The sequence below is a fragment of the Phenylobacterium sp. genome (assembly GCF_041916435.1).
In the GTDB taxonomy this organism is placed as follows: Bacteria; Pseudomonadota; Alphaproteobacteria; order Caulobacterales; family Caulobacteraceae; genus Phenylobacterium.
On the sequence record NZ_JAYRZM010000005.1, the window covers coordinates 425,595 to 447,914 of the forward strand.

At 69.1% G+C, this 22,320-nt stretch carries 20 protein-coding genes and 1 tRNA gene; 12 read left to right on the top strand and 9 right to left on the bottom strand.

Translation table 11 applies throughout. The features are described 5' to 3' along the window. Positions 1-31 precede the first annotated feature (31 nt). Complete coding sequence (locus ACE3TA_RS16460) at positions 32-646, bottom strand: ATP-dependent Clp protease proteolytic subunit (protein ID WP_374575380.1); 615 nt, start codon at positions 644-646, stop codon at positions 32-34. A gap of 166 nt (positions 647-812) precedes the next feature. Here ACE3TA_RS16460 and ACE3TA_RS16465 point away from each other — a divergent pair, with 166 nt between their 5' ends. Then, positions 813-1,577: an SDR family oxidoreductase gene (locus ACE3TA_RS16465; protein WP_374575381.1), complete on the top strand. Its 765-nt coding sequence runs from the start codon at positions 813-815 to the stop codon at positions 1,575-1,577. Between the two features lie 19 nt (positions 1,578-1,596). Here the strand turns inward: ACE3TA_RS16465 and ACE3TA_RS16470 are convergent, their stop codons facing one another. After that, positions 1,597-2,763 carry an aminotransferase gene (locus ACE3TA_RS16470; protein WP_374575382.1) on the bottom strand — a complete coding sequence of 389 codons (1,167 nt, stop codon included), beginning with the start codon at positions 2,761-2,763 and terminating at the stop codon, positions 1,597-1,599. A gap of 60 nt (positions 2,764-2,823) precedes the next feature. On the opposite strand from ACE3TA_RS16470, the gene ACE3TA_RS16475 reads away from it, so the two are divergent. After that, entirely contained in the window at positions 2,824-3,285 is a 462-nt protein-coding gene (locus ACE3TA_RS16475; protein ID WP_374575383.1) for a GNAT family N-acetyltransferase, read from the top strand. Here ACE3TA_RS16475 and typA read toward each other — a convergent pair. Both typA and ACE3TA_RS16485 read right to left on the bottom strand, forming a co-directional pair. After that, positions 3,282-5,114, bottom strand: coding sequence for a translational GTPase TypA (gene typA / locus ACE3TA_RS16480; RefSeq protein WP_374575384.1), 1,833 nt, complete (start codon positions 5,112-5,114; stop codon positions 3,282-3,284). The genes ACE3TA_RS16475 and typA overlap by 4 nt on opposite strands. 403 nt (positions 5,115-5,517) lie before the next feature. Then, positions 5,518-6,420 (bottom strand): N-formylglutamate amidohydrolase, encoded by a 903-nt coding sequence (locus ACE3TA_RS16485; RefSeq protein WP_374575385.1) that lies wholly within the window; start codon positions 6,418-6,420, stop codon positions 5,518-5,520. 116 nt (positions 6,421-6,536) lie between these two features. Here ACE3TA_RS16485 and ACE3TA_RS16490 point away from each other — a divergent pair, with 116 nt between their 5' ends. The 5 genes from ACE3TA_RS16490 (at position 6,537) to ACE3TA_RS16510 (ending at position 14,258) form a co-directional block, all read left to right on the top strand. Beyond that, entirely contained in the window at positions 6,537-6,896 is a 360-nt protein-coding gene (locus ACE3TA_RS16490; protein WP_374575386.1) for a response regulator, read from the top strand. A 100-nt stretch (positions 6,897-6,996) separates the two neighbouring features. Then, positions 6,997-7,071 (top strand) — tRNA-Val (locus ACE3TA_RS16495). A 151-nt stretch (positions 7,072-7,222) separates the two neighbouring features. Continuing rightward, positions 7,223-7,456 (top strand): hypothetical protein, encoded by a 234-nt coding sequence (locus ACE3TA_RS16500; RefSeq protein WP_374575387.1) that lies wholly within the window; start codon positions 7,223-7,225, stop codon positions 7,454-7,456. Between the two features lie 369 nt (positions 7,457-7,825). Beyond that, entirely contained in the window at positions 7,826-10,789 is a 2,964-nt protein-coding gene (locus ACE3TA_RS16505) for a TonB-dependent receptor plug domain-containing protein (RefSeq protein ID WP_374575388.1), read from the top strand. Positions 10,790-11,240: 451 nt separating this feature from the next. After that, on the top strand, positions 11,241-14,258 hold the full coding sequence (locus ACE3TA_RS16510) for a TonB-dependent receptor plug domain-containing protein (protein ID WP_374575389.1): 3,018 nt from the start codon (positions 11,241-11,243) through the stop codon (positions 14,256-14,258). Positions 14,259-14,342: 84 nt separating this feature from the next. On the opposite strand, the gene ACE3TA_RS16515 is transcribed toward ACE3TA_RS16510, so the two are convergent. The 4 genes from ACE3TA_RS16515 to motA all read right to left on the bottom strand — a co-directional run bounded on the left by ACE3TA_RS16515 (position 14,343) and on the right by motA (position 18,076). After that, positions 14,343-14,750: a DUF6491 family protein gene (locus ACE3TA_RS16515; RefSeq protein ID WP_374575390.1), complete on the bottom strand. Its 408-nt coding sequence runs from the start codon at positions 14,748-14,750 to the stop codon at positions 14,343-14,345. Between the two features lie 64 nt (positions 14,751-14,814). Next, positions 14,815-16,620 carry a tRNA (5-methylaminomethyl-2-thiouridine)(34)-methyltransferase MnmD gene (mnmD, locus tag ACE3TA_RS16520; protein ID WP_374575391.1) on the bottom strand — a complete coding sequence of 602 codons (1,806 nt, stop codon included), beginning with the start codon at positions 16,618-16,620 and terminating at the stop codon, positions 14,815-14,817. A 113-nt stretch (positions 16,621-16,733) separates the two neighbouring features. Further along, complete coding sequence (locus ACE3TA_RS16525; protein ID WP_374575392.1) at positions 16,734-16,997, bottom strand: hypothetical protein; 264 nt, start codon at positions 16,995-16,997, stop codon at positions 16,734-16,736. Between the two features lie 209 nt (positions 16,998-17,206). Next, positions 17,207-18,076 (bottom strand): flagellar motor stator protein MotA, encoded by an 870-nt coding sequence (motA, locus tag ACE3TA_RS16530; RefSeq protein WP_374575393.1) that lies wholly within the window; start codon positions 18,074-18,076, stop codon positions 17,207-17,209. Between the two features lie 111 nt (positions 18,077-18,187). On the opposite strand from motA, the gene ACE3TA_RS16535 reads away from it, so the two are divergent. After that, positions 18,188-19,498: an MFS transporter gene (locus ACE3TA_RS16535; protein WP_374575394.1), complete on the top strand. Its 1,311-nt coding sequence runs from the start codon at positions 18,188-18,190 to the stop codon at positions 19,496-19,498. 7 nt (positions 19,499-19,505) lie between these two features. Here the strand turns inward: ACE3TA_RS16535 and ACE3TA_RS16540 are convergent, their stop codons facing one another. Then, complete coding sequence (locus ACE3TA_RS16540; protein WP_374575395.1) at positions 19,506-20,759, bottom strand: lytic murein transglycosylase; 1,254 nt, start codon at positions 20,757-20,759, stop codon at positions 19,506-19,508. A gap of 157 nt (positions 20,760-20,916) precedes the next feature. Here ACE3TA_RS16540 and ykgO point away from each other — a divergent pair, with 157 nt between their 5' ends. The 4 genes from ykgO to ACE3TA_RS16560 all read left to right on the top strand — a co-directional run bounded on the left by ykgO (position 20,917) and on the right by ACE3TA_RS16560 (position 22,315). Then, positions 20,917-21,042, top strand: a complete 126-nt coding sequence (gene ykgO, locus ACE3TA_RS16545) for a type B 50S ribosomal protein L36 (RefSeq protein WP_012523667.1) — start codon at positions 20,917-20,919, stop codon at positions 21,040-21,042. Positions 21,043-21,059: 17 nt separating this feature from the next. Continuing rightward, positions 21,060-21,662 carry an HAD family hydrolase gene (locus ACE3TA_RS16550; RefSeq protein WP_374575396.1) on the top strand — a complete coding sequence of 201 codons (603 nt, stop codon included), beginning with the start codon at positions 21,060-21,062 and terminating at the stop codon, positions 21,660-21,662. Positions 21,663-21,740: 78 nt separating this feature from the next. Beyond that, positions 21,741-22,007, top strand: coding sequence for a DUF2312 domain-containing protein (locus ACE3TA_RS16555; RefSeq protein ID WP_374575397.1), 267 nt, complete (start codon positions 21,741-21,743; stop codon positions 22,005-22,007). Continuing rightward, complete coding sequence (locus ACE3TA_RS16560) at positions 22,004-22,315, top strand: hypothetical protein (protein ID WP_374575398.1); 312 nt, start codon at positions 22,004-22,006, stop codon at positions 22,313-22,315. The genes ACE3TA_RS16555 and ACE3TA_RS16560 overlap by 4 nt, the downstream gene beginning before the upstream one ends. Positions 22,316-22,320 lie beyond the last annotated feature (5 nt).

Consider the following 22,320-nt stretch of genomic DNA (forward strand, 5'->3'; position numbering starts at 1 on the left):
GGATCAAACGCCGGCCCCGGCCGGACGCGCCTCAGACTTCCGAGGCGCTGGCGACGATCTTGGAGACGATGCCGTACTCGATCGCCGCCTCGGCCGAGAGCCAGAAGTTGCGCTGGGTGTCGGCGACGATCTTCTCGTAGGGCTGGCCGGTCTCGCGCGAGATCATGCGGTTCACCCGCTCGCGCATCTTCACGATCTCCTCGGCCTCGATCTGGATGTCCGAGGCCTGGCCGCGCACGCCGCCCATCGGCTGGTGCAGCAGGAAGCGGGTGTTGGGCAGGCACAGCCGGTTTTCCTTCGGCGCGGCCAGATAGATGTGGGCGCCGGCGCTCGCCACCCAGCCGGTGCCGATCACCTTCACCTGCGGGCCGCAGAAGCGGATCATGTCGTGGATCGTGTCGCCGCTCTCCACGTGGCCGCCGGGCGAGTTGATGATCACCTTGATCGGCTTGTCGGCGCTCTCCGACGCCAGCGCCAGGAGCTGGGCGCTCACCCGCTCGGCCAGGCGCATGTCGATCTCGCCGAAGATCAGCACGGTGCGCGCCTTGAACAGCGCGTTCTGGACGGGGCCGGCCGTCATCGGCATGTCCGGCTTGCGCTCGCCCTCTTCGCCGTCTTCGTCGTCCATGCGGCCGTATTCGATCACGCTCGTCTCCTGGTTCGTTCAGCGTAGGCCGGAACGTGCGTCGCCCGGGCTCCGACCGCAAGGGGGTAGGCCATCAAAGTCGCCGGGCCGACGCGGCGCTTGACCGGGCGGCGCCCTCGTTTCAAATGGCCGCATTCAATCAAACAGCCGTTTTAAGGGGAGCGCCATGGGCGAGCTTTTCGATCTTACGGGCAAGGTGGCGGTGATCACGGGCTCGACCCGCGGCATCGGCAAGGCCATCGCCGAACGCATGGCCGAGCACGGCGCCAAGGTGACCATCTCCTCGCGCAAGGCCGGCCCCTGCGACGAGGTGGCGGCCGAGATCAACGCCAAGCATCCGGGCTCGGCCATCGCCGTGCCGGCCAACATCTCGTCCAAGGACGACCTGCAGCACCTGGTCGACGAGACGCGCAAGGCGTTCGGCAAGATCGACATCGTGGTCTGCAACGCCGCCTCCAACCCCTACTACGGGCCGATGAGCGGGATCGGCGACGACCAGTTCCGCAAGATCCTGGAAAACAACATCATCGCCAACAACTGGCTGATCAACATGGTCTCGCCCGAGATGCGCGAGCGCAAGGACGGGGCGATCGTGATCATCTCGTCCATCGGCGGTCTGCGCGGCACGCCGGTGATCGGCGCCTACGCCATCTCCAAGGCGGCCGACATGCAGCTCGCGCGCAACCTCGCCCAGGAGCTCAGCCCCGACAACATCCGGATCAACTGCATCGCCCCGGGCCTGGTGAAGACCGACTTCGCCCGCGCCCTGTGGGACACGCCGGAAGGCGAGAAGCGCGCCAGCTCCGGCACGCCGCTGCGCCGTCTGGGCGAGCCCGACGACATCGCCGGCGCGGCCGTGTTCCTGGCCTCCAAGGCCGGCGGCTGGATGACCGGCCAGACCATCGTCGTCGACGGCGGCTCGACCTGCTGATGACGCTCGCGGGCGCGCTTCAGCGCGCCCGCGACAGCTCCCGCGCCTTGGCCAGGCGCGCGACGCCTTCGTCCAGGGTGGCGTCGGCCTTGGCGAAGCACAGGCGCATGATGGTGGTCACCGGGTCGGCCTCGTAGAGCGCCGAGACCGGGATCGCCGCCACGCCCGCTTCCTTGACGGCCCTGAGGCAGAAGTCGCGGTCGGGCTCGTCGATCCCCGAGGCCGGAAGGTCCACGTTCAGGAAGTAGGTGCCCTGGGAATCCAGCACCGAGAAGCCCTCGCGGCGCAGGCCCTCGGCGAGCCGCGCCTGGCTGGCGGCCAGCGCCGCCGGCATCGCCTCGAACCAGTCGCCGGGCTCGTTCAGGCCGAAGGCGACGGCGGTCTGCAGGTTCGGCGGGGTGGTGAAGGTCAGGAACTGGTGGGCCTTGCCGAGCGCCCGCGACAGCTCAGCCCCGGCGCAGAGAAAGCCGACCTTCCAGCCGGTCAGGCCGAACATCTTGCCCGCCGAGCCGATCTTCACGCAGCGCTCGCGCATGCCCGGATAGGCGATCAGCGGCCGGTGGACGGCGGGGGCGAACACCACCTGTTCCCAGACCTCGTCGCAGATGGCGATCAGGTCGTGCGCGACGCACAGCTCGGCCAGCAGGGCGAGGTCCTCGTCAGGCAGCACGGCCCCGGCCGGATTGATCGGGTTGTTCAGCACCACGAAGCGCGTGCGCGGGCCGATCGCCGCCTCCAGCATGTCCCGGGTGAAGCGCCAGTGCGGCGGCGACAGGTTCACCAGCTTCGGCGTTCCGCCCGCCCGGCGGATCAGCGGCAGATAGGCGTCGTAGACCGGCTGGAAGACGATCGCCTCGTCGCCCGGCTCGATCAGGGCGAAGAAGGCCGAGGCCAGGGCCTCCGTCGCGCCGGAGGTGATCGTCACCTCGCGCGCCCAGTCCAGGTCCAGCCCCTGGGTCCGCGCATAGTGGCCCGCCACCGCCTGGCGCAGCTCGGCTAGGCCCGCCATCGGCGGATACTGGTTGTAGCCGTTCAGCACCGCGTCGGCGGCCTTGCGGCGGATCTCCAGCGGCCCCGGATCGTCGGGGAAGCCCTGTCCCAGGTTCACGGCGCCCAGCTCACGGGCGAGGCCGCTCATTTCCTCGAAGACGGTGGTCGGCAGGGCGGCGAAGATCGGATTGGCCATGGCGATGCTTTGCGGCGCTCACTACCTTCCTGGCAAGCGCTTTGCCGGAGGGCCGCGTCCATGGAGATCGTCGACTACCGCCCCGAGCACGCCAGGGCCTTCCATGACCTGAACCTGGCCTGGATCTCCAAGCTCTTCGAGGTGGAGGCCAAGGACCTGGAGGTGATCGAGGATCCCGAGGGCAAGATCATCGCCAAGGGCGGGAAGATCTTCATGGCCGTGGACGGCGGGCGGGCCGTCGGCTGCGTGGCCATGATCGCCATGGCCGACGGCGGCTACGAGGTGGCCAAGATGACGGTCGACGAGAGCCTGCGGGGCGCGGGCCTGGGCCGGCTGCTGATGCAGCGCTGCATCGACGAGGCCGACGCCCTCGGCGCGCCGCGCCTCTACCTGGAGACCAACTCCAGCCTGGGGCCGGCGCTCGGCCTCTACCGCGCCATGGGCTTCCGCGAACTGGTGGGCGACGAGCGCCCGGCCAGCCCCTATGCGCGTTGCGACGTGTGGATGGAGCGGCGCGCCTAGTCCTCGCGCACGCGCTTCTTGCGGAAGGACGGGTTCAGCACCTGCTTGCGCAGGCGGATCGACTTGGGCGTCACCTCCACCAGCTCGTCCTCCTCGATGTAGGCGATGGCCTGTTCGAGGGTCAGCCGCCGCGGCGGGGTCAGGCGCACGGCCTCGTCCTTGCCCGAGGCGCGCACGTTGGTGAGCTGCTTGGCCTTCATCGGATTGACGTCCAGGTCGTCGGACCGGGCGTTCTCGCCGATGATCATGCCCTGGTAGGTCTTCTCGCCGGCGCCGACGAACATCACGCCGCGCTCCTCCAGGTTCCACAGGGCGTAGGCCGCGGTCTCCCCGTCGGAGTTGGAGACCAGGACGCCCTTGCGGCCGGCGTCGATCGCGCCCTTGTAGGGCTCGTAGTGGCTGAACACGCGGTTCAGCACGCCCGAGCCGCGGGTGTCGGTCAGGAACTCGCCCTGGTAGCCGATCAGCGAGCGCGAGGGCGCCATCAGGCTGATGCGCGTCTTGCCCGCGCCGGAGGGACCCATGTCCTTCAGCTCGGCCTTGCGGGCCGACAGCTTCTCGATGACGACGCCGGTGAACTCGTCGTCCACGTCGATCATCACGTCCTCGATCGGCTCCAGCCGCTCGCCGGTCTCCTCGTGCTTCTGGAACACCACGCGCGGGCGGCTGATGGAGAGCTCGAAGCCTTCGCGGCGCATGCCCTCGATCAGCACGCCGAGCTGCAGCTCGCCGCGGCCGGCGACCTCGTAGGCGTCCTTCTCGCTGGTCTCGGTGACGCGGATGGCGACGTTGGACTCGGCTTCCTTGAGCAGGCGCGCGGCGATCACCCGGCTCTGCACCTTGTCGCCCTCGCGGCCGGCCAGCGGGCTGTCGTTGACCGACACGGTCATGGAGATGGTCGGCGGGTCGATCGGCTGGGCCGGCAGGGCCTCGGAGACCTCCAGCGCGCACAGGGTGTCGGCCACAGTCGCCTTGGAAAGCCCGGCGATGGCGACGATGTCGCCGGCCTCGGCCTCGTCGATCGGCTGGCGCTTCAGCCCGCGGAAGGCCAGCACCTTGGTGATGCGGCCGCGCTCGATCTCCTTGCCGTCGCGCGACAGGGCCTTGATCGCCAGGCCGGGAACCGCCTTGCCGGCCTCGATGCGGCCGGTCAGCAGCCGGCCCAGGAACGGATCGCTCTCGATCAGCACCGACAGCATCTGGAAGGGCTCGGCCTTGCGGCTCTCCGCCTTCGGCGGCGGCACGTGGTCGACGATCAGGTCGAACAGCGGGGCCAGGTCGTCGTTCGGCTGGTTCAGGTCCAGCGTCGCCCAGCCGTTCTTGCCCGAGGCGTAGATGTGCGGGAAGTCGAGCTGCTCGTCGGTCGCGCCCATGGCGGCGAACAGGTCGAAGGCCTCGTTGTGCACCCGGTCGGGGTCGGCGTGGGGCCGGTCCACCTTGTTCAGGCACAGGATCGGGCGCAGGCCCATCTTCAGCGCCTTGCCCAGCACGAACTTGGTCTGGGGCATGACCCCTTCCTCGGCGTCCACCAGGAGGACGCAGCCGTCCACCATGCCGAGGATGCGCTCCACCTCGCCGCCGAAGTCGGCGTGGCCGGGGGTGTCGATGATGTTGATGCGGGTCTCGCCGGCCTTGCCGTGCCACAGCACGCTGGTGCACTTGGCCAGGATGGTGATGCCGCGCTCACGCTCCTGGTCGTTGGAGTCCATGGCGCGTTCCACCGTCGCCTCATTGGCGCGGAAGACGCCCGACTGGGCCAGGAGTTGGTCGACAAGCGTCGTCTTGCCGTGGTCGACGTGGGCGATGATTGCGATGTTGCGCAGCGACATGGAACGGATCAGGACCTATTTGGGGAGGCGCGCGCTTTTAGGCGAGGCGGCCGGATTGCGCCAGGGCCTTATGCCCTTTGGATTCCCCGCGGGCCTGGGGCGTCTTGGCGCATGTTGCACCGCCTTGTACGCGATTTCCTCCGCATGCACGACTATGTTGTGCGCCGCAACAAAATGTGACGCCCTGTCGCACCCAAATATCCAATTGAAAAAACGGCGGATTTTAGAAAATCGCCCGAAGTCGTGCGATAAGCCCGCAAAGGGCGCTTGCTGTTTTGTGCGCCGCACCGTATATGTCCATTTGTGAAGCGTCGCTGACGCTTCTGCCCTTCCTGGGCGTTTCCTCCCTAATGAACTAGCCGCGCCTTCGGGCGCGGCTTTTTTTTGCGCCGCGCGCGGCGGCTCAGGCCAGGGCGCTCCAATCGGCGCTGACCAGCATCCGAGTCAAGGCCTCCATGTCCGTCTTCAGCCGCGCGAAGCCGGCCGTCGGCGTGAGCGAGGCCTCGTCGAGATAGAGGGCGCGGTTGATCTCGATCTGCAGGGCGTGGACGCGGCGCGCCGGCCGGCCGTAGTGCTCGGTGGTGTAGCCGCCGGCGTAGGGGGTGTTGCGCGCCACCCGGTAGCCCAGGTCCTCCAGCGCCTCCTCCACGCGCGCGGTCAAGAGGTCGGCGCAGGAGGCGCCGAAGCGGTCGCCCAGCACGACGTCGCAGCCGCCCCGCCGCCCGCCGGTGCGGGCCGCGGCGGCGGGCATGGAGTGCCAGTCGACCAGCACGGCGAAGCCGTGCGCCGCCCGCGCCTGGGCCAGCAGGGCCTCCAGCGCGGCGTGGTAGGGCCGGTGCGCGCCGTCGATGCGGGCCTGGGCCTCGGCGTAGGTGAGCTTGCGCGAATAGATCTCCTGGCCCTCGGAGACCACCCGGGCGATCGCGCCCAGGCCGGCCGCCACGCGGGCGGTGCGCGCGCGGGCGAACTCGGGCAGCTCGTCGGCGAACATCGCCGGGTCCAGCTCGAACGGCTCGCGGTTCACGTCGATATAGGCTCTGGCCAGACGCGCGCGGATCACCGCCACGCCCAGCTCCGGCGCGGCCTCGATCAGGTCGTCGACGAAGGCGTCCTCGGAGCGGCGGATGGTCATGGCGTCCAGCGCCGAGGCGGCCATCATGTCGGCGGGGTAGACGCGGCCGGAGTGGGGCGAGGCGAAGATCAGGGGGCTGGGCGCCGGCCGGCCCTCGGCCGCCGCGGCGATCACGTCGAAGGCTTCGTCCTCGGACCTCGCCTCGCTCGCCGTCATGGGCTCCCACGCGTTCATGCGAATCACTATGACAGGGGTGTGATGGCCGGGGAACGGCTCACGATGGGTTCATCGCGGGTTTACGAACGCGGCGCTAGCATGATCATCGTTAAACCCTCTGACGCGGAGCCCCCATGCCTCGTATCCTGCTGGCCGAAGACGACGATTCCCTGAGGGGGTTCCTCGCCAGGGCCTTGGAGCGCGCGGGCTATGAGGTGCTGGCCTGTCCCGACGGCGAGACCGCCGCGGCCGCGCTCGACGAGGTGTGGGATCTTCTGCTGACCGACATCGTCATGCCCGGCATCGACGGCATCGAGGTGGCCCGCCAGGCGGCGGCCAAGCATCCCGGGCTCCGCATCATGTTCATCACCGGCTTCGCCGCCGTGGCCCTGGCCGCGGGCGAGAGCGCGCCGCCCGGCGCCAAGGTGCTGTCCAAGCCCATCCACCTGCGCGAGATCGTCTCGGAGGTGGAGCGGATGATGGCGGCGGCCTGATCGCGCCGCCCTCGCGCGCTCTGGCGCTTGCGCGGCCCCGGCCGCCCCGTTATATCCCCGCCTTCCCGCTTGCGGCCTCCGGGCCGCGAGACGAATGAGCGGACGCGTAGCTCAGCGGGAGAGCACTACGTTGACATCGTAGGGGTCGCTGGTTCAATCCCAGCCGCGTCCACCATTCCCCCCATCTTGAAGCGCCGAACGCGGGTTTCCGCGTTGCGCCGTCGCGCCCGTTGCGGCTCGCGCGGGCGCCCGGAACGGGCGCCCGGGCCCGCGCGGCGGCCTTTTCCCGCGGCTAGAAGGGACGGGCGTCCGCCCGGAGACCCGCCTTGCCGATCCACGAATCCGAACGCCATGAGCCGGCGCCCGTCGACGCCGCGGTCCAGGCCCAGGTGGCGCTCAGGCTTCTCGCCGGCCTCTTCGACCATCTCGTCGAGAAGGGGCTGATGGAGCCGGGCGCGGCCGCCAGGATCGCCGAATCCGCCGCGCGCCTCGCCGAAGCGGGCGATCACAGCCAGCGCGCGGAGATCGCCGAGGCCCTTCGCAGGATCATTGTCGCCTGAACCGGCCCCTCGCCCGGAAACGTCCGCAGGCTGCGGATCGGGGGCGGCGTTTGAGTCAGCGGTACGGAGCTTCGGCGAATTGTTGCTGAAGGTGAACATTGATCATGCTGTTGAAATATCTCTGTTAGCTGAACGATGATCGAATTTGCTCGCCCATGTTGCCGAGTCGAGTATGGGTTCCTGACCCTCAAGTTCAAAAAACCCTTGTCTTGCAATGTGTTGCATAGGCGCCTCTATGCCCTGCGGCGTGTGCGCGCATGGCCGATAAACGCTTGCCTGCGGGCCGATCCCTAGAAAGAAATCCAGAAAACGACTGTTGCGACCTCGTCACAAACCGGGGCGCTGGGTTTCATTTGGGGAAGGAAACAGATGTCCAAGAGCAGATTTCTCTGCAGCGCTTCCGCCGTCGCGGTGGCGTTCTCGTTCGCAGCCGCCTCCGAGGCGCTCGCGCAAGAGCCCAGCACCGTACAGGAGGTCGTCGTCACCGGCTCGTTCATCAAGGGCACGCCGGAAGACGCGGCCCTGCCGGTGGATGTGATCTCGCAGGAGGACCTGGCCAAACAGGGCTCGCCCTCCACGGTGGAGCTCCTGAAGTCGCTGTCGGTGTCCAGCGGCGTGCTCGGCGACACCAACCAGTTCGACCCCCGCGCCCAGGGCTCCGAAGGCTCCGGCTCGGTGAACCTGCGCGGCCTCGGCGCCCAGCGGACCCTGGTGCTGATCAACGGCCGGCGGATGTCGGCCAACCCGTTCGGCCAGGCCGGCGCGGGCATCGTCGACACCAACATCATCCCGGTGGGCGCGATCGGTCGGGTGGAAGTGCTGAAGGACGGCGCGGCCGCCACCTACGGCTCGGACGCCATCGGCGGCGTGGTCAACTTCATCACGCGCAAGAACTTCAACGGGCTGGAGGCCAACGCTAGCTTCCGGGCGATCGACGGCTCCGACGGCGACTACGACGGCAGCGTGATCTGGGGTTGGGCCGGCGACAACGGCGACGTGCTGCTGTCGGCCTCCTACCAGCACCAGTCGCCGCTCTCCACGCGCGAGCGTAGCTGGGCGTTGCGGGACTACACCCAGGATCCGGAAGGCGGCTGGTCGGGCGGCAGCTCGGTGGCGCCGTTCATCCCGATCTATCAGACGGCGACGGGCGCCTGGGCGCCGGCCGCGGCCTTCCAGGCGCAGACGGCCGACTGTTCGGCCCTGGGCGGCGTGCCCATCGGCGGCGCCCTGCCGGCCTGCAACTTCCGCTACACCGACTATGACAACCTGGTCGAGAAGACCAACCGCTTCCAGCTCTACGGCGAAGCCAACGCCTCGCTCAGCGATTCCATCGACGCGCACTTCGAGGCCTTCTACGCCGAGACGGACGTGCCCGAGTGGCACACCTCGCCGTCCTACCTGGCGCTGCAGACCCCGACCGTGGCCACCAACCCCACGGTGGGCAGCCTGACCAGCGCGGTGCTGCAGGGCTTCTTCGTGCCCTCCACCAACCCGGGCTTCATCGCCTACCAGGCGGCCAACCCGACGCAGATCCCGGCCTTCGCCACCGGCGTGCACATCCCCGGCGTGCGCTACCGGCCCTATGCGTTCGGCGGCAACCCGATGTTCTCGGACGGCTCCTCGCTGGGCCGGCGCCACTATGAGGCCTACCGCGTGTCCGGCGGGCTGAAGGGCGAGTTCTCCAACGGCATCGGCTGGGATCTCGCCCTGACCTACGGCCAGGAGACCGGCGAGCGCACCGGCTACGACACCGACGTGTCGCGCTTCCAGCTCGCCCTGCGCGGCTACGGCACGCTGGTGACGGCCACCGACGGCGGGTGCACCGCGGCCAAGACCAACAACTACACCACCGGCGCCGGCGACGCCTCGCTCGGCTGCTACTACTTCAACCCCTTCGGCAATTCGGTCCCGGGCAGCACGGGCTACAGCGCGGCCACGGCCAACAATGTCGACCTCGTCCGCTGGTTCTTCCGCCAGAGCGGCACCAAGCAGACCCAGCGCCTGTTCGTGGCCGACCTCGTGTTCAACGGCGAGACCGGCATCGAGCTGCCGGGCGGCAAGGTGGCCTGGGCCGCCGGCGGCCAGTTCCGCCGCGACGGCTTCACCTCCAGCTATGACGACCTGAACAACCGCGCGATCACCTCGTGCGTCGACACGACGGTGACCGGCAACATCGCGTGCGCCAGCCGCAACGGGCCCTACTTCTTCCTGGGCGTGGGTGAAGACGCCGACCTGGAATCGGACGTCTACGCCCTCTTCACCGAATGGAGCGTGCCGGCGACCGACAGCCTGCAGATCCAGCTCGCCGCCCGCTACGAGAACTATCCCACCAACGGCGTGGGCTCGACGCTCAACCCGAAGATCGCGCTGCGCTGGCAGCTCAACGACCACTTCGCGCTGCGCGCCTCGGCCGGCACCACCTTCCGCGGCCCGCCGCTGACCCAGCTGACCAACAGCAACGTCACGGCCCTGAGCTTCATCGCCGGCTCGTTCCGCGCGATCGACCTGTTCGGCAACCCCGACCTGAAGCCGGAAAAGGCCAAGACCTACAGCGCCGGCATCCTCTTCAAGGGCGGCGGCCTGAAGGCCAGCATCGACTACTGGGCCTTCGACTTCGACAACCCGATCATCGCCGAGCCCTCGGCCTCGATCGTGAGCGCGATGTTCCCGGGCGGATCTACGGCCAACTGCGGCCTGGCGGACTACGCCGGCCTGCAGGCGCGCTTCTCGTTCCAGGGCGCCTGCTCGCTGTCCACCATCGCTCGCGTGCGGACCGAGTATGTGAACGGTCCGAAGGTCAAGACGTCCGGCGTCGACTTCATGGCCGACTACGACTTCGGCGAGGTCCTGGGCGGCGACCTGACGGTCGGCGGCACGGCGACCTACACGCGCGAGTACAAGATCGACAACTTCGTGATCGAGGGCGTCACGGTGGAAGAGGCCTACGACGCGGCCGGCTTCCTGAACTACCAACTCGCCGCCACCTCGTTGCCGCAGTGGAAGGGCCAGGCCTACCTCCAGTACAACCGCGGCCCGCATAACCTGCGTCTGACGCTGAACTACATCGGCGACTACACCGATCAGCGGACCTCGATCCTGACGCCCAACGCGGTCAGCGGCCAGGTGGTCAGCGCCGGCAAGACGATCGACTCCACCCTCACGGCCGACCTGGCCTATCAGGCCCAACTGCCGTGGGACACGCGGGTGACCCTCACCATCAACAACCTCACCGACCAGGATCCGTCGTTCGCGCGGCTCGACCTGAACTACGATCCGTTCACCGGCAACCCGCTGGGCCGCACCTACAAGATCGCGATCTCCAAGCGGTTCTGACCATTCCCTGGCGCGTTCGCGCGCGTCTTTAAGCCTCTTAGCGGCGTCGCCAGCTTGCTGGCGGCGCCCTTTTTTTGCCGGGCGCGGCGTTTGCGCAACACGGCTGTTACGCCCCATGGCCATCCGAACATTGGCCGCATTTGAGCGGCGGGCATGATCCAGACGCTGTTCGGATTTGACGAAATAGTCAAAAATTCAATGAATCCGGTCGTCTAGCGAGATGTGTCGAGTCCTCTAGCATCTGCATACGCAGCGGTATGCTCAGCATCGTCCGCGTGCACTCGAAATACTCGCGTAGATTGATGTGCATTGTATCGATCTACTTCCATTTCAACAGAGATTCGCCTCTGGCGCGGAAGCGACCGCCCGCCGATGATCGCCATACTCGGCACTAGAAAGCTCGACGTATTTCAGATCGAGCGACGGTCGCCGAGAGGGAAAGGAAACATAGATGTCCAAGAGCAGATATTTCTGCAGCGGTTCAGCGATCGTGGCCGCCATCGTCATAGGCGGGGCGGGGCAGGCCGCGGCCCAGGATAAGGCCGCCACCGTCGAGGAAGTCGTCGTCACCGGCTCATTCATCGCCGGCACCCCGGAAGATGCGGCCCTGCCGGTCGACGTGATGAGCGCCAACGAACTGGCCAAGCAGGGCGCGCCCAGCGTCGTGCAGCTGGTCAAGTCGATCAGCGCGTCCCAGTCGGCGCTCGGCGAAAGCAACCGCTACAACGGCGGCGCGGGCACCGCGACGATCAATCTGCGCGGCTTCGGCGCCTCTCGCACGCTCGTGCTGATGAACGGCCGCCGGCTCGCCGACACGACCGCGACCGCCTACCAGGGCGGCGGCCAGGATCTGAACTTCATTCCCAGCGCCGCGATCGGGCGCATTGAAATCCTGAAGGACGGCGCGGCGGCCACCTACGGCTCGGACGCGGTCGCCGGGGTGGTCAACTTCATCACCCGCAAGGACCTCGACGGCTTCGAGGTCAACACCGACTACTCGGCCATCAAGGGGTCGGACGGCGACTACGACGGCAGCATCGCCTGGGGCAAGCTGTACGACGGCGGCAACCTGCTGTTCACCGCCGACTACAAGCACCGCAGCCGCCTGGACATCCGCGAGCGCGACTGGGCCCTGACGCCCTTCGAGTCGGTCTTCTACGGCGGCTGGTCGGGCTCGGCCAACCCGGGCACCTATCTGTCGCCCAGCGGCGGCGCCCCCAGCTTCGTCGACAACGGCTGTAACCAGCTCGGCGGCCAGTTGCTCACCGCCACCTACCTGCCGACCACCGGCGCCGGCGGAACCCAGTGCCGCTATCAGTTCACGCCATTCAACGACCTGGTGAACGAAGAGGACACCTACCAGCTCTACGGCGAGGTCAACTTCGACATCACCGACAATCTGGAGTTCCACGGCGAGGTCGCCTGGCACCGCGACAACACGCCCGAGCAGCGGATCTCGCCGGCCAACCTGACCACCCAGTTCCCGACGTCGAGCGCCACCGGCGGGCTTTCCGACTCCACGGCCCCGATCGGCTTCAACAACCAGACCCGCTTCTTCGTGCCGGCGAACAACCCGGGTCTGATCGCGCTCTACACCACCTGCGCCGCGCCGCTCACCGCGACCCAGTGCGCGGCCATGGTCAACGGCGTGACGCCCAGCCAGACGGCCTGGCGCGCCATCGGCGTGGCCGGCCATCCGATCAATCCCGACGGCGCCGACTATCAGGCCATCGAGCGCACCGCCTTCCGCATCTCCGGCGACCTGAAGGGCAACTTCAGCAACGGGATCTCCTGGGACGGCGCGCTCACCTACATGGAGAACAAGGGCACGGTGGTGACCCACGACCTGTTGGTCGACCGCCTGCAAGCGGCCCTGAACGGCCTGGGCGGGGAGGGTTGCGACATCCTCACCGGAACCCCCGGCGTGGGCGCCTGCAAGTTCTTCAACCCGTTCACCAACGCCATCGCGGTGAGCAAGGCGAACGGCGCGACCAATCCCTATTACGACGCCTCGGTGGCCAACGACCCGGCGCTCGTGAACTGGATGTACGGCACCTACACCAACGTGAACACCAACTCGATCTTCGTGGCCGACCTGGTGTTCAACGGCGACATGCCGCTGGAGCTGCCGGGCGGCAAGGTGCAGTGGGCGGCCGGCGCGCAGTACCGCTTCACCCACACCATCCAGGACTGGGAAGGCCTGGGCGACGTGGGCGCCACCCCGTGCGTCGACTCCATCTATCCGCAGCTCCAGGTTCCGACCTGCTCCAACCCGGTGGGGCCGTTCGTCTTCTTCGGGGCGCAGTCGGACTTCGACGCCGACAGCCGGGTCGGCGCGGCCTTCGCCGAGTTCCGCTTGCCGGCGACCGACAATCTGGAGTTCACCCTGGCCGTGCGCCACGAGGACTTCGGCGGCAATGTCGGCTCCACGACCAATCCGAAGTTCGCCGCCCGCTGGCAGGCCCTGAACTGGCTGGCCTTCCGGGCCTCGGCCGGCTCCACCTTCCGCGCGCCGGGCGAGGCGATCCTGTCGCCCAGCACCAGCAAGGGCGTCAGCAACATTGGCGGCAGCTACCGGGCCGTGGTCACGGCCAACAACCCGGCCCTGCAGCCGGAGACGGCCAAGACCTACAACCTCGGCGTCCTCATCAAGGCCGGCGGCTTCTCGGGGTCGATCGACTACTACCACTTCGACTTCAAGGATGAGCTGGAACTGGAGAACAGCTCGTCGATCTACGCGGCCATCGCCAACACGGCCGCCGGCCAGGGCTGCGACAACGCCGCCCTCGTCGCGCGGTTCGTCTTCGTCAACAACGTCTGCAGCCAGGCCAACGTGCTGCAGCTCACCCGCAAGTGGGTGAACGGGCCGGAGACCAAGACCTCGGGCTTCGACTTCAAGGGCCAGTACGACTTCGACAACTTCTTCGGGTTCGAGTTCCACGACATCCGCGCCTCGGTCGGCGTCGAGGGATCCCTCCTGAAGCAGGTCAAGCGCGGCGAGGAGACCCTTGGCGAGGACTCCTCGGTCATCCTGTCCGCGCCCATCGACCGGGCCGGCCTGCACGACCTGGGCGGCGGGGACTTCTTCTCCTATCCCAAGCTGCGGGCGTCCGGCTTCGTCAATCTGCGCGGCGAGAACTGGAACCTGCGCTGGCAGGTGCTCTATCACGAGGGCACCACCAACGTGGGCGCCAAGTGCACCGGGGCCTTCCCGAACTACGTGCAGACCGCGGACTGCCGCTACAACTACGCCACGCAGACCTATGAGAGCGTGGGGCAGACCGACGCCTACTGGCAGCACGACCTGGTCGCCAACATCGACCTGCCTTGGGACACCAACGTCACGGTGAGCGTGCTGAACGTGTTCGACGCCGACCCGTCGTTCGCGCAGAGCTTCTACAATTACGACGTCACCAACGGGAACCCGCTCGGCCGGGTCTTCAAGCTGGGCGTCAAGAAGAAGTTCTGATTTGAGCGCGGCCTGAACCGGCCGTGGTCAGGGCGTCGTCGGTCCCCGGCGACGCCCTTTCTTTTTCGCCCCGGCTCGTTCGCGTCAGGGCTTGTCCTTGGCGGGCATGGCGGCGACCTCCTCGGGCGTCAGCTTGCGTATGGTCTTGACCATGCAGCGCTGCGGACCGATCGGGCTCGGCGAGATGACCACCGCGTCCAGGCCCGAGCAGATCCAGGAGCTGCCGCGCGATTCCAGGGCGATCTTCTCGGTCCAGTCGACGTTGTCGCAGGGGCCGAACAGCTTCAGCTCGTAGACGTCCTTCACGCCGACCCGCAGGTTGACGGTCTCCCTGTCGACGGCGTGGAAGCTGGTCACGCTGCGCGACCAGAAGCACTGGCGCGAGGCGGATTCCGGTTTGGGCTTGGCCTGGTCGGCCGACGCGCAGGCGGCGGTCGACGCGAGGAGCAGGACCGCGCCCAGCGATGCGGCGCTGCGGATGGTGGTCGGCATTCTTCGGTTCCCTAGGTGAGGGGCGTCCCCCGAAGCTTCACCAATATAGAGCCATGCGCCCGCCTTAGGAACGGCCCCGTCGCGCCGCCCGGCGGCCGAAGCGCGCGGGATCCACCAGCTCCGCCAGGGCGGCCGGCAGGGGCGAGGGCGCCTCCAGCGCCAGGGCGGCCACGTGCTCGGCCAGCAGCGGCGCCGTGGCGAAGCCGCGCCCGCCCAGCGCCGTCAAGACGAACAGGCCGCCCGCGCCGGGCGCGGCGCCGGCCAGCGGCAGGTGGTCCGGGCTGGTCGCGCGCACCGAGGCGCGGCCCTCCAGGGCCTGGCCCTCGGTCGCGCCGGCCAGCCGCGGCCGGCCCGCCGCCAGCGTCTTCAGATTGCGCAGGTGGTCCTGTTCGCGCACGTCCTCGCCCGCCTCGTCGCGGTCGTGCGTCGCGCCGAAGACGAAGCCGTCGCGCATCGGCGCGACATAGCCGCCCCAGGCCGAGGCGGCCGGCGGCTCGGCGCCCCGCCGCCAGCTCACCTGGCCCCGCACAGGCTGCAGCGGCAGGCCCGCCACGAGGTCGGCGCTCCTATGCCCGGCGCAGACGATGACTGCGTCCGCCAGGCCCACGAAGCCGCCGGCCGCGTCGAGCAGCCGCCAGCCGCCGCCGGCGTCCGGCTCGACCGCCGCCACCCGCGCGATCCCGGGCGTCCCGGCCCAGGCCTGGAGCGCCACGGCCGGTTCGATCACCAGGGCCGTCTCCATCATCAGGCCGCCCGGCGCGTCCGGCTCGGCGAGACGCTCGGCCGCCTCGGCGGCGTCGATCAGGCGCAGGTCGCCCGCCTCGAAGGCGTTTCCGTCGGCCACCCTGGCGAAGCGCGGCCCGTCGCGCTCGCTCGCGGGGGCCTGCACCACGCCGCGCGCGATCACCGCCCGCGGCGTCGCCGCATAGATCTGGTTCGCCCGCTCCAGGGCCTGGGCGAACAGGCGCGCGATCGGCCCGCCGCCGGCGTCCAGCCGGGGGGTGACCAGGGCGGCCGGATTGCCCGAGGCGCCTGCGCCAAGTCGTTCGATATCGAACAAGTCCGCCTGCGCACCCAGGGCCCGCGCCGCCCGCACGGTCGCGCAGCCGGCCACCCCGGCGCCGATCACGGCCACGCGCCCGGCCCCCGCCGCGGCCGGCTCGCCGGGCAGGCGCGCCTCCAGCCGCTCGCGCTTGCGCCCGAAGCCAGGCTGCTTCTCCACCGTGAACCCGGCCTCGGCGAGGCCTCGCCGCACTGCGCCGGCCACGGTGAAGGTGGCCGCCCGCGCGCCGGGCGCCGACCGGGCGGCCACCAGGTCCAGCACCTCCTGGCGCCACATGGCCGGATTGAGCGCCGGCGAGAAGCCGTCGAGGAACCAGGCGTCGGCGCGCCCGCGCCATTGCCGCAGCGCCTCGCCCGCCTCCATCACCGCCAGGTCGAGGATGACGTCGGCCTCCTCGAAGGCCAGGCGGTGGAAGCCCGGCGCGCGGCCCGGCCAGCGTTCGGTGAGCGCGCCCGCCAGGTCGGCCAGTTCGGGCCAGGCCGCCAGGGCGCGGGCGGCCTCGGCCGCCTGCAGGGGATGGGCTTCGATGGAGAAGACGTGGAGCCGGGCGCCGGCGGGCCGTTCGCGCCGCCAAAGCTCGATCAGCGCCAGGATGTTCAGGCCGGTGCCGAAGCCGAGCTCGCCCACGGTGAAGCGGCTGCGGCCCTTCCAGGCGTCCGGCAGTCCGCAGCCCTGGAGGAACACCGCCCGGGTCTCCGCCAGGCCGTCGACGGCCGAGAAATAGACGTCGTCATAAAGGCGCGAGCGCGGCCGGCCGTCCTCGGTCCAGACCAGCGGCGACGCGCCCGCCTCGGGCGGTTCGCTCATGGCGCCAATTAGCGCCTCGCGGCGGGGTCGAAAAGCCCGCGCCGCACCCCCCAAATGAAAAGGGCCGCCCTGACGGACGGCCCTTCCCGAAAACGCTGTGAAGCGTCTTCGACTTACTTCGACTCTTCGGCCGGAGCAGCAGCAGCGTCGGCGGCCGGAGCGGCGGCGTCGGCGGCCGGAGCCATCGCGGCGTCGCTGGCGGCGGCGGCGTCGGTCGCGTTCGCGTCGGCGGCCGGAGCTTCGGCGGCCGGAGCTTCAGCGGCCGGGGCTTCCGGCGCGGCTTCGGTGGTCGCGGCGGGCTTGCTGCAGGCGGCGACGGAGAGCGCGGCGACAGCGGCGCCGGCGACGAGCAGCTTACGGAGAAGTTCGGAGGTCATGTCCCTGGTCCCCTAGATCGGAGGTTACGCGCCCGGCGATTACGCCGTCTCGACAGCCTGTTTCCAGGATGGCGAAGCGGGGAGCACCTCAAGCGCGAGTCAGGAATATGCCGTGGTTTAGGCGACTGGCAAGGGCTTTATTCACGCCCTCGTGATCAAGGCGATCACAATTCGCTCGCGGAGCGATAAAGGTGTGGACGGCTCGCCGCCTAGGCCTCGTTCGGAATGGCCGAAAGCGCCTCTTCCAGCTCCACGAACGAGGGCTGGGCCGCCGAGGGCACGTTGCCGCGGCCGATCTCCACCGAGATCTGGGCGGCGTTGCCGTGCAGGTGGGCCACCAGCACCGACTGGATGATCTTGTAGAACGAGCCGTCCTCCTCGATCACCGCCTGCAGGCGACCGGCCATCGGCGCGACGAGGCCGTAGGCGAGGAACACGCCCAGGAAGGTGCCGACCAGGGCGCCGCCGATCATGCCGCCCAGCACTTCGGGCGGCTCGGTGATCGAGCCCATGGTCTTGATGACGCCCAGCACGGCGGCGACGATGCCGAGCGCCGGCAGGCCGTCGGCCATGGTGGTGAGCGCGTGGGCGGGCGCTAGCGCCTCGTGGTGGTGCTTTTCGAGCTGCTTCTCCATGGCGTCTTCCACCTGGTGGGGATCCTCCAGGTTCATGGTCATCATCCGCAGGGTGTCGCAGATGAAGTCCACGGCGAAGTGGTCCTTCATGATCTTGGGGAAGCGCGAGAAGATGGTGCTCTCGCCGGGGTTCTCGATGTGGCTTTCCAGGGCGATCACGCCCTTGGACTTCATGGTCTTGGTCAAGAGGAAGAGCAGGCTGAGCAGGTCGCGGTAGTCGCTGGCCTTCCACTTGGGGCCGCCGAAGATCTTGCTGAAGCCGGCCCCCGTGGCCTTGATCACCGTGAGCGAGTTGCTGATCAGGAACGCGGCGACCGCGGCGCCGCCGATGGCCATCAGCTCGTGCGGCGCGGCCTCGATGATCACCTCCATCTTGCCGCCGGACATGATGAAGCTGCCGAACACCAGGGCGAACAGCAACACGATGCCGATGATCTGAAACATACGAAAGACGCCCCACCGAGAATGGCGGCCAGGATCGGTGTTAATGCTTAATGGGCCGTGAGCACGCTTGCCGTTTGCGCCGGAACGCGCCGCGGCTTAACAGCGCGATTCATGACCGGCTCCGCTTCCGCGCCGTCCGGCCTGCCGCGCAGGTCGTTCGCGATCATCTTCTGCGTTTCGCTGGCGACGGCGATGGGCAACACCGGCCTGATCTCGGTGTTGCCCGCGATCGGCCGCTCCACCGGCATCCCGGACCCGTGGGTCGCGGCGATCTTCTCGCTCTCGGCGCTGCTCTGGGCCTTCTCCTCGCCCATGTGGGCGCGCGCGTCCGACCGCTACGGGCGCAAGCCGCTGATGATGGTGGGCCTTTCGGGCTTCATGATCTCGATGACCTGCTGCGGCCTGGTGGTCAGCGCGGGCCTGCGCCACCTGGCCGCCTGGCCGGTGATCTTCGGCCTGTTCCTGGTGGCCCGCGCCCTGTTCGGCTTCTTCGGCGCCTCGTCCAACCCGGCCACCCAGGCCTATGTGGCCGAATACACCCCGGCCGAGCGGCGCACCCAGGCGATGTCGAGCCTGGCCGGCGCCTTCGGCCTCGGCACGGTGATCGGCCCGTTCCTGGCCCCGCTGTTCGTCCTGCCCGTGGTCGGCCTGGCCGGCCCCCTGTTCAGCTTCGCCCTGATCGCGGGGGTGATGCTGTTCATCGTCATCCGCTTCCTGCCGGAGAGCGAGCACCGGCCGACGGCCGAGGCGGTCGCCGTGCGCCAGGCGACCAAGGAAGCGCCGATGTGGCGCGATCCGCGCATCACGCCCTTCCTGATCTACGGCTTCATCGTCGCGGTCAGCCAGACCGCCCAGGGCCAGACCCTGGGCTTCCTGATCATCGACCAGCTCAAGATGTCGCCCGCCCAGGCCCAGGGCTTCATCGCCATCGCCATGATGTTCGGCGCCATGGCCGGCCTGCTCGCCCAGTGGGGCCTGATCCGCATGTTCGAGATGACCCCGCGCGAGCTGTTGCGCTGGGGCGTCGGCGTGGCGGCCCTCGGCAACCTGATCGTCGCGCTCGCGCCCAACTACTGGGCGGTGGTGGCGGGCTACGCCATCTCCAGCCTGGGCTTCGGCTTCGCCCGGCCGGGCTTCACCGCCGGCTCGTCCCTGGCCGTGGACATGAACGAACAGGCCCGCGTGGCGGGCGCCATCGCCGCGGTCAACGGCGTCAACGTGGTGCTCGCGCCGTTCTTCGTGTGGCTCTACGAGAAGATCCACCCGGCGCCGTTCATCCTCAACGCCACCCTGATGCTGACGCTGCTCGTCTACGCCTTCCGCAACCCGCAGCTCCGCAACGCCGATCCCCAGCCGGCCACCCGCGCCGACGCCGCGCTCGCCACCCTGGAGGAGCGCGACGAGGCCGGCGGCGCGCCCTGAGCGGGCCTCAGAGCTGGGCCGGGTCCGGCGATTCAGCGCGCAGGCGCCGCACCATCTCCATCGACAGATAGCCGTCCGCCGTCAGGCCGCGGGCCTGCTGCCAGGCGCGCAGGGCCGAGCGGGTGTTCACGCCCACCAGGCCGTCCGGCGCGCCGGGGTCGAAGCCGAGCCTGGCCAGCGCCTTCTGGGCGTCGATCCGGTCGGCCAGCGCCAGCGGGGTCTCGGCCGGCCAGGCCGCGATCAGCGGGCCGCCGCCGGCGAAGCGGTCGGCCAGCAGGCCCACGCCCAGCGCATAGGCGGTGGAGTTGTTGTACTTGCGGATCGCGAAGTGGTTGGGGAAGGCCAGGAACAGCGGGCCCGCCGCGCCCGACGGGGCGATCAGCGTGGCCTCTATCGTCTGGTCCTGCGCGGCCCAGCCGCCGCCGTCGGCGCGCCTCAGGCCGGCCAGCTCCCAGGCCGCCGGCGCCATGCTCGGCCCCTCGGTCAGGGCGTAGTCGAAGCCGGGATTGGCCAGCACCTCTCGCGCCCAGCTCTGTCCGGGCGCCCAGCCGCCCTGGCTCAACAGGTTCGCCGCCGAGGCCAGGGCGTCGGCGGCAGAGCCCCAGATGTCGCGCCGGCCGTCGCCGTCCTCGTCCACCGCCGTGGTCTGGAAGGTGGTGGGGATGAACTGGGTCTGGCCCATGGCGCCCGCCCACGAGCCGGTCAGGCGGCTTCGGGGGAATTCTCCCGAGGCGATGATCTGCAGGGCGGCGATGAGCTGGGTCTCGGCGAAGGCGCGGCGCCGTCCGTCGGCCGCCAGGGTCGCCATCGAGCGGACCACGTCATAGTTCCCCTGGATCGCGCCGAAGGCCGATTCCATGGCCCATACGGCGATCAGGATGTCGCGCGGCACGCCGTAGCGGGCCTCCACGTCGCCGAGGAACGTCAGCTCCTGGCGCTTCTGGCGGCCCATGGCGATGCGCTGGTCGGTGACCACGCCCTTGATGTAGTCGCCCACCGGCTTGGAGAACTCCGGCTGGCGTCCGTCGGCGGCCGAGACCCGGTCGTCCGGCGTCAGGCCCGCCAGCTCCCGGTCCAGCACCACGGCGGGCACGCCGGCCGCCGCCGCGCGGCCGTAGAAGCCCTGCAGCCAGGCGTCGAACGCCGGGCTGCCCGAGGGCGAGGCGCCGGCCAGGGGTTGGGCGGTCGGGTCGGCGGTCTGGGCGGCGGAGGCGCCGGGCAGGGCGGCCAGCAGCAATGAGAGGAAGGCGCGACGATGCATTCGGGTGAATCTAGTCGGCGTCGCCCCCCGGCCTCAATCACAAGCCCGCGAAAGTCCCCGAGGTTCCAACGGCGTTGACTCAAAGGGCTCCGGCCCGTATATGCGCCCGCTCCAATCGCAACCCGGCGGCGCGTCCGCGCGCCAAGAAGAAACGGTCATGAAGGTCAGAAGCTCGCTCAAGTCGCTCAAGACTCGCCATCGCGACTGCAAGCTCGTGCGCCGCAAGGGCCGGGTTTACGTGATCAACAAGACCGATCCGCGCTTCAAGGCCAAGCAGGGCTGATCCGCGGGGTCCCGGGAATGGCGAAAGCGGTTCTCTGGGACATCGGCAATGTCATCGTGCGCTGGAACCCGCGCACGCTCTTCTCGAAGATCTTCCCCGATCCGGCCGAATGCGACCGGTTCCTGTCGTCCGTCTGCACGATGGACTGGCACCTGGCGCATGACCGCGGCGTGTCCTTCGAGGACAACCGCAAGGGCCTGATCGCCCGTTTCCCCGAACACGAGGCGGCGATCCGCGCCTGGGGCGACCGCTGGTGGGAGATGTTCTCCGGCGCGATCCCGCAGACCGAGGCCGCCATCGAGGCCCTGCATGAGGCCGGCGTGCCGCAGTACGGCCTGTCCAACATCAACCAGGACACCGTGGCCGGCACCGTGGCCATGAGCCCGGCCTTCCGGCGGCTGAAGGGCATCGTCGTTTCGGGCGAGGAGGGGGTCATCAAGCCGGACCCGGCGATCTTCCACCTGGCCGCCGAGCGCTTCGGCCACGCCCCCGCCGACATCCTCTTCGTCGACGACAGCGAAAAGAACATCGCGGCCGCCCGCGCCCTCGGTTTCGACGTGCACCACTTCACCGATCCGGCCGCGTTGCGCCCGGCGCTGGAAGCCCGCGGATTGCTGTAAGCTGCGGATGACAGCGGCCGGCCGGCTCGCTAGTTTCCGCGCCTTTCCACGATCCACGACTCGCAAGAGGCTCCTTCCATGGCCGACGACATCGCCCACGCCGACGTGCTCAACGTCACGGCCCAGAGCCAGCTCAAGAGCGTCATCGAGCGCATCGAGCGGCTCGAGCAGGAGAAGTCCGAGATCGCCGAGCAGATCAAGGAGATCTTCGCCGAGGCCAAGGGCAACGGCTTCGACGTGAAGATCCTGCGCAAGGTCGTGCGCCTGCGCAAACAGGACCGGGCCAAGCGGCAGGAAGAGGACGCGATCCTCGACCTTTACCTGTCCGCCCTCGGAGAGATTTGAAGCGGGGCCCGCCAGATCGTAAGGCGCAGGCCAAGCGGGCCGCGCTGAACGCCCTCAAGCGCGCGCGGCGCCAGGCCGACCGCGCCGGCGTCGAGCTTTCCGACTGGGAGGGCGAGTTCCTGGGCAGCGTCGAGGAACGCCTGAAGACCTACGGCCGCGCCTTCGGCGATCCGGAGAAGGGCGGCGCGGGCGAGGCGCTCAGCGTGCGCCAGCACGTCAAGCTCAAGGAGATCGGCGCCAAGGCCAAGGGCGAGAAGCCGGCCATGGCGCGCAAGGGCTTCAGGCGAAAGCCGAAGGCCGAGGGCTAGCCCTC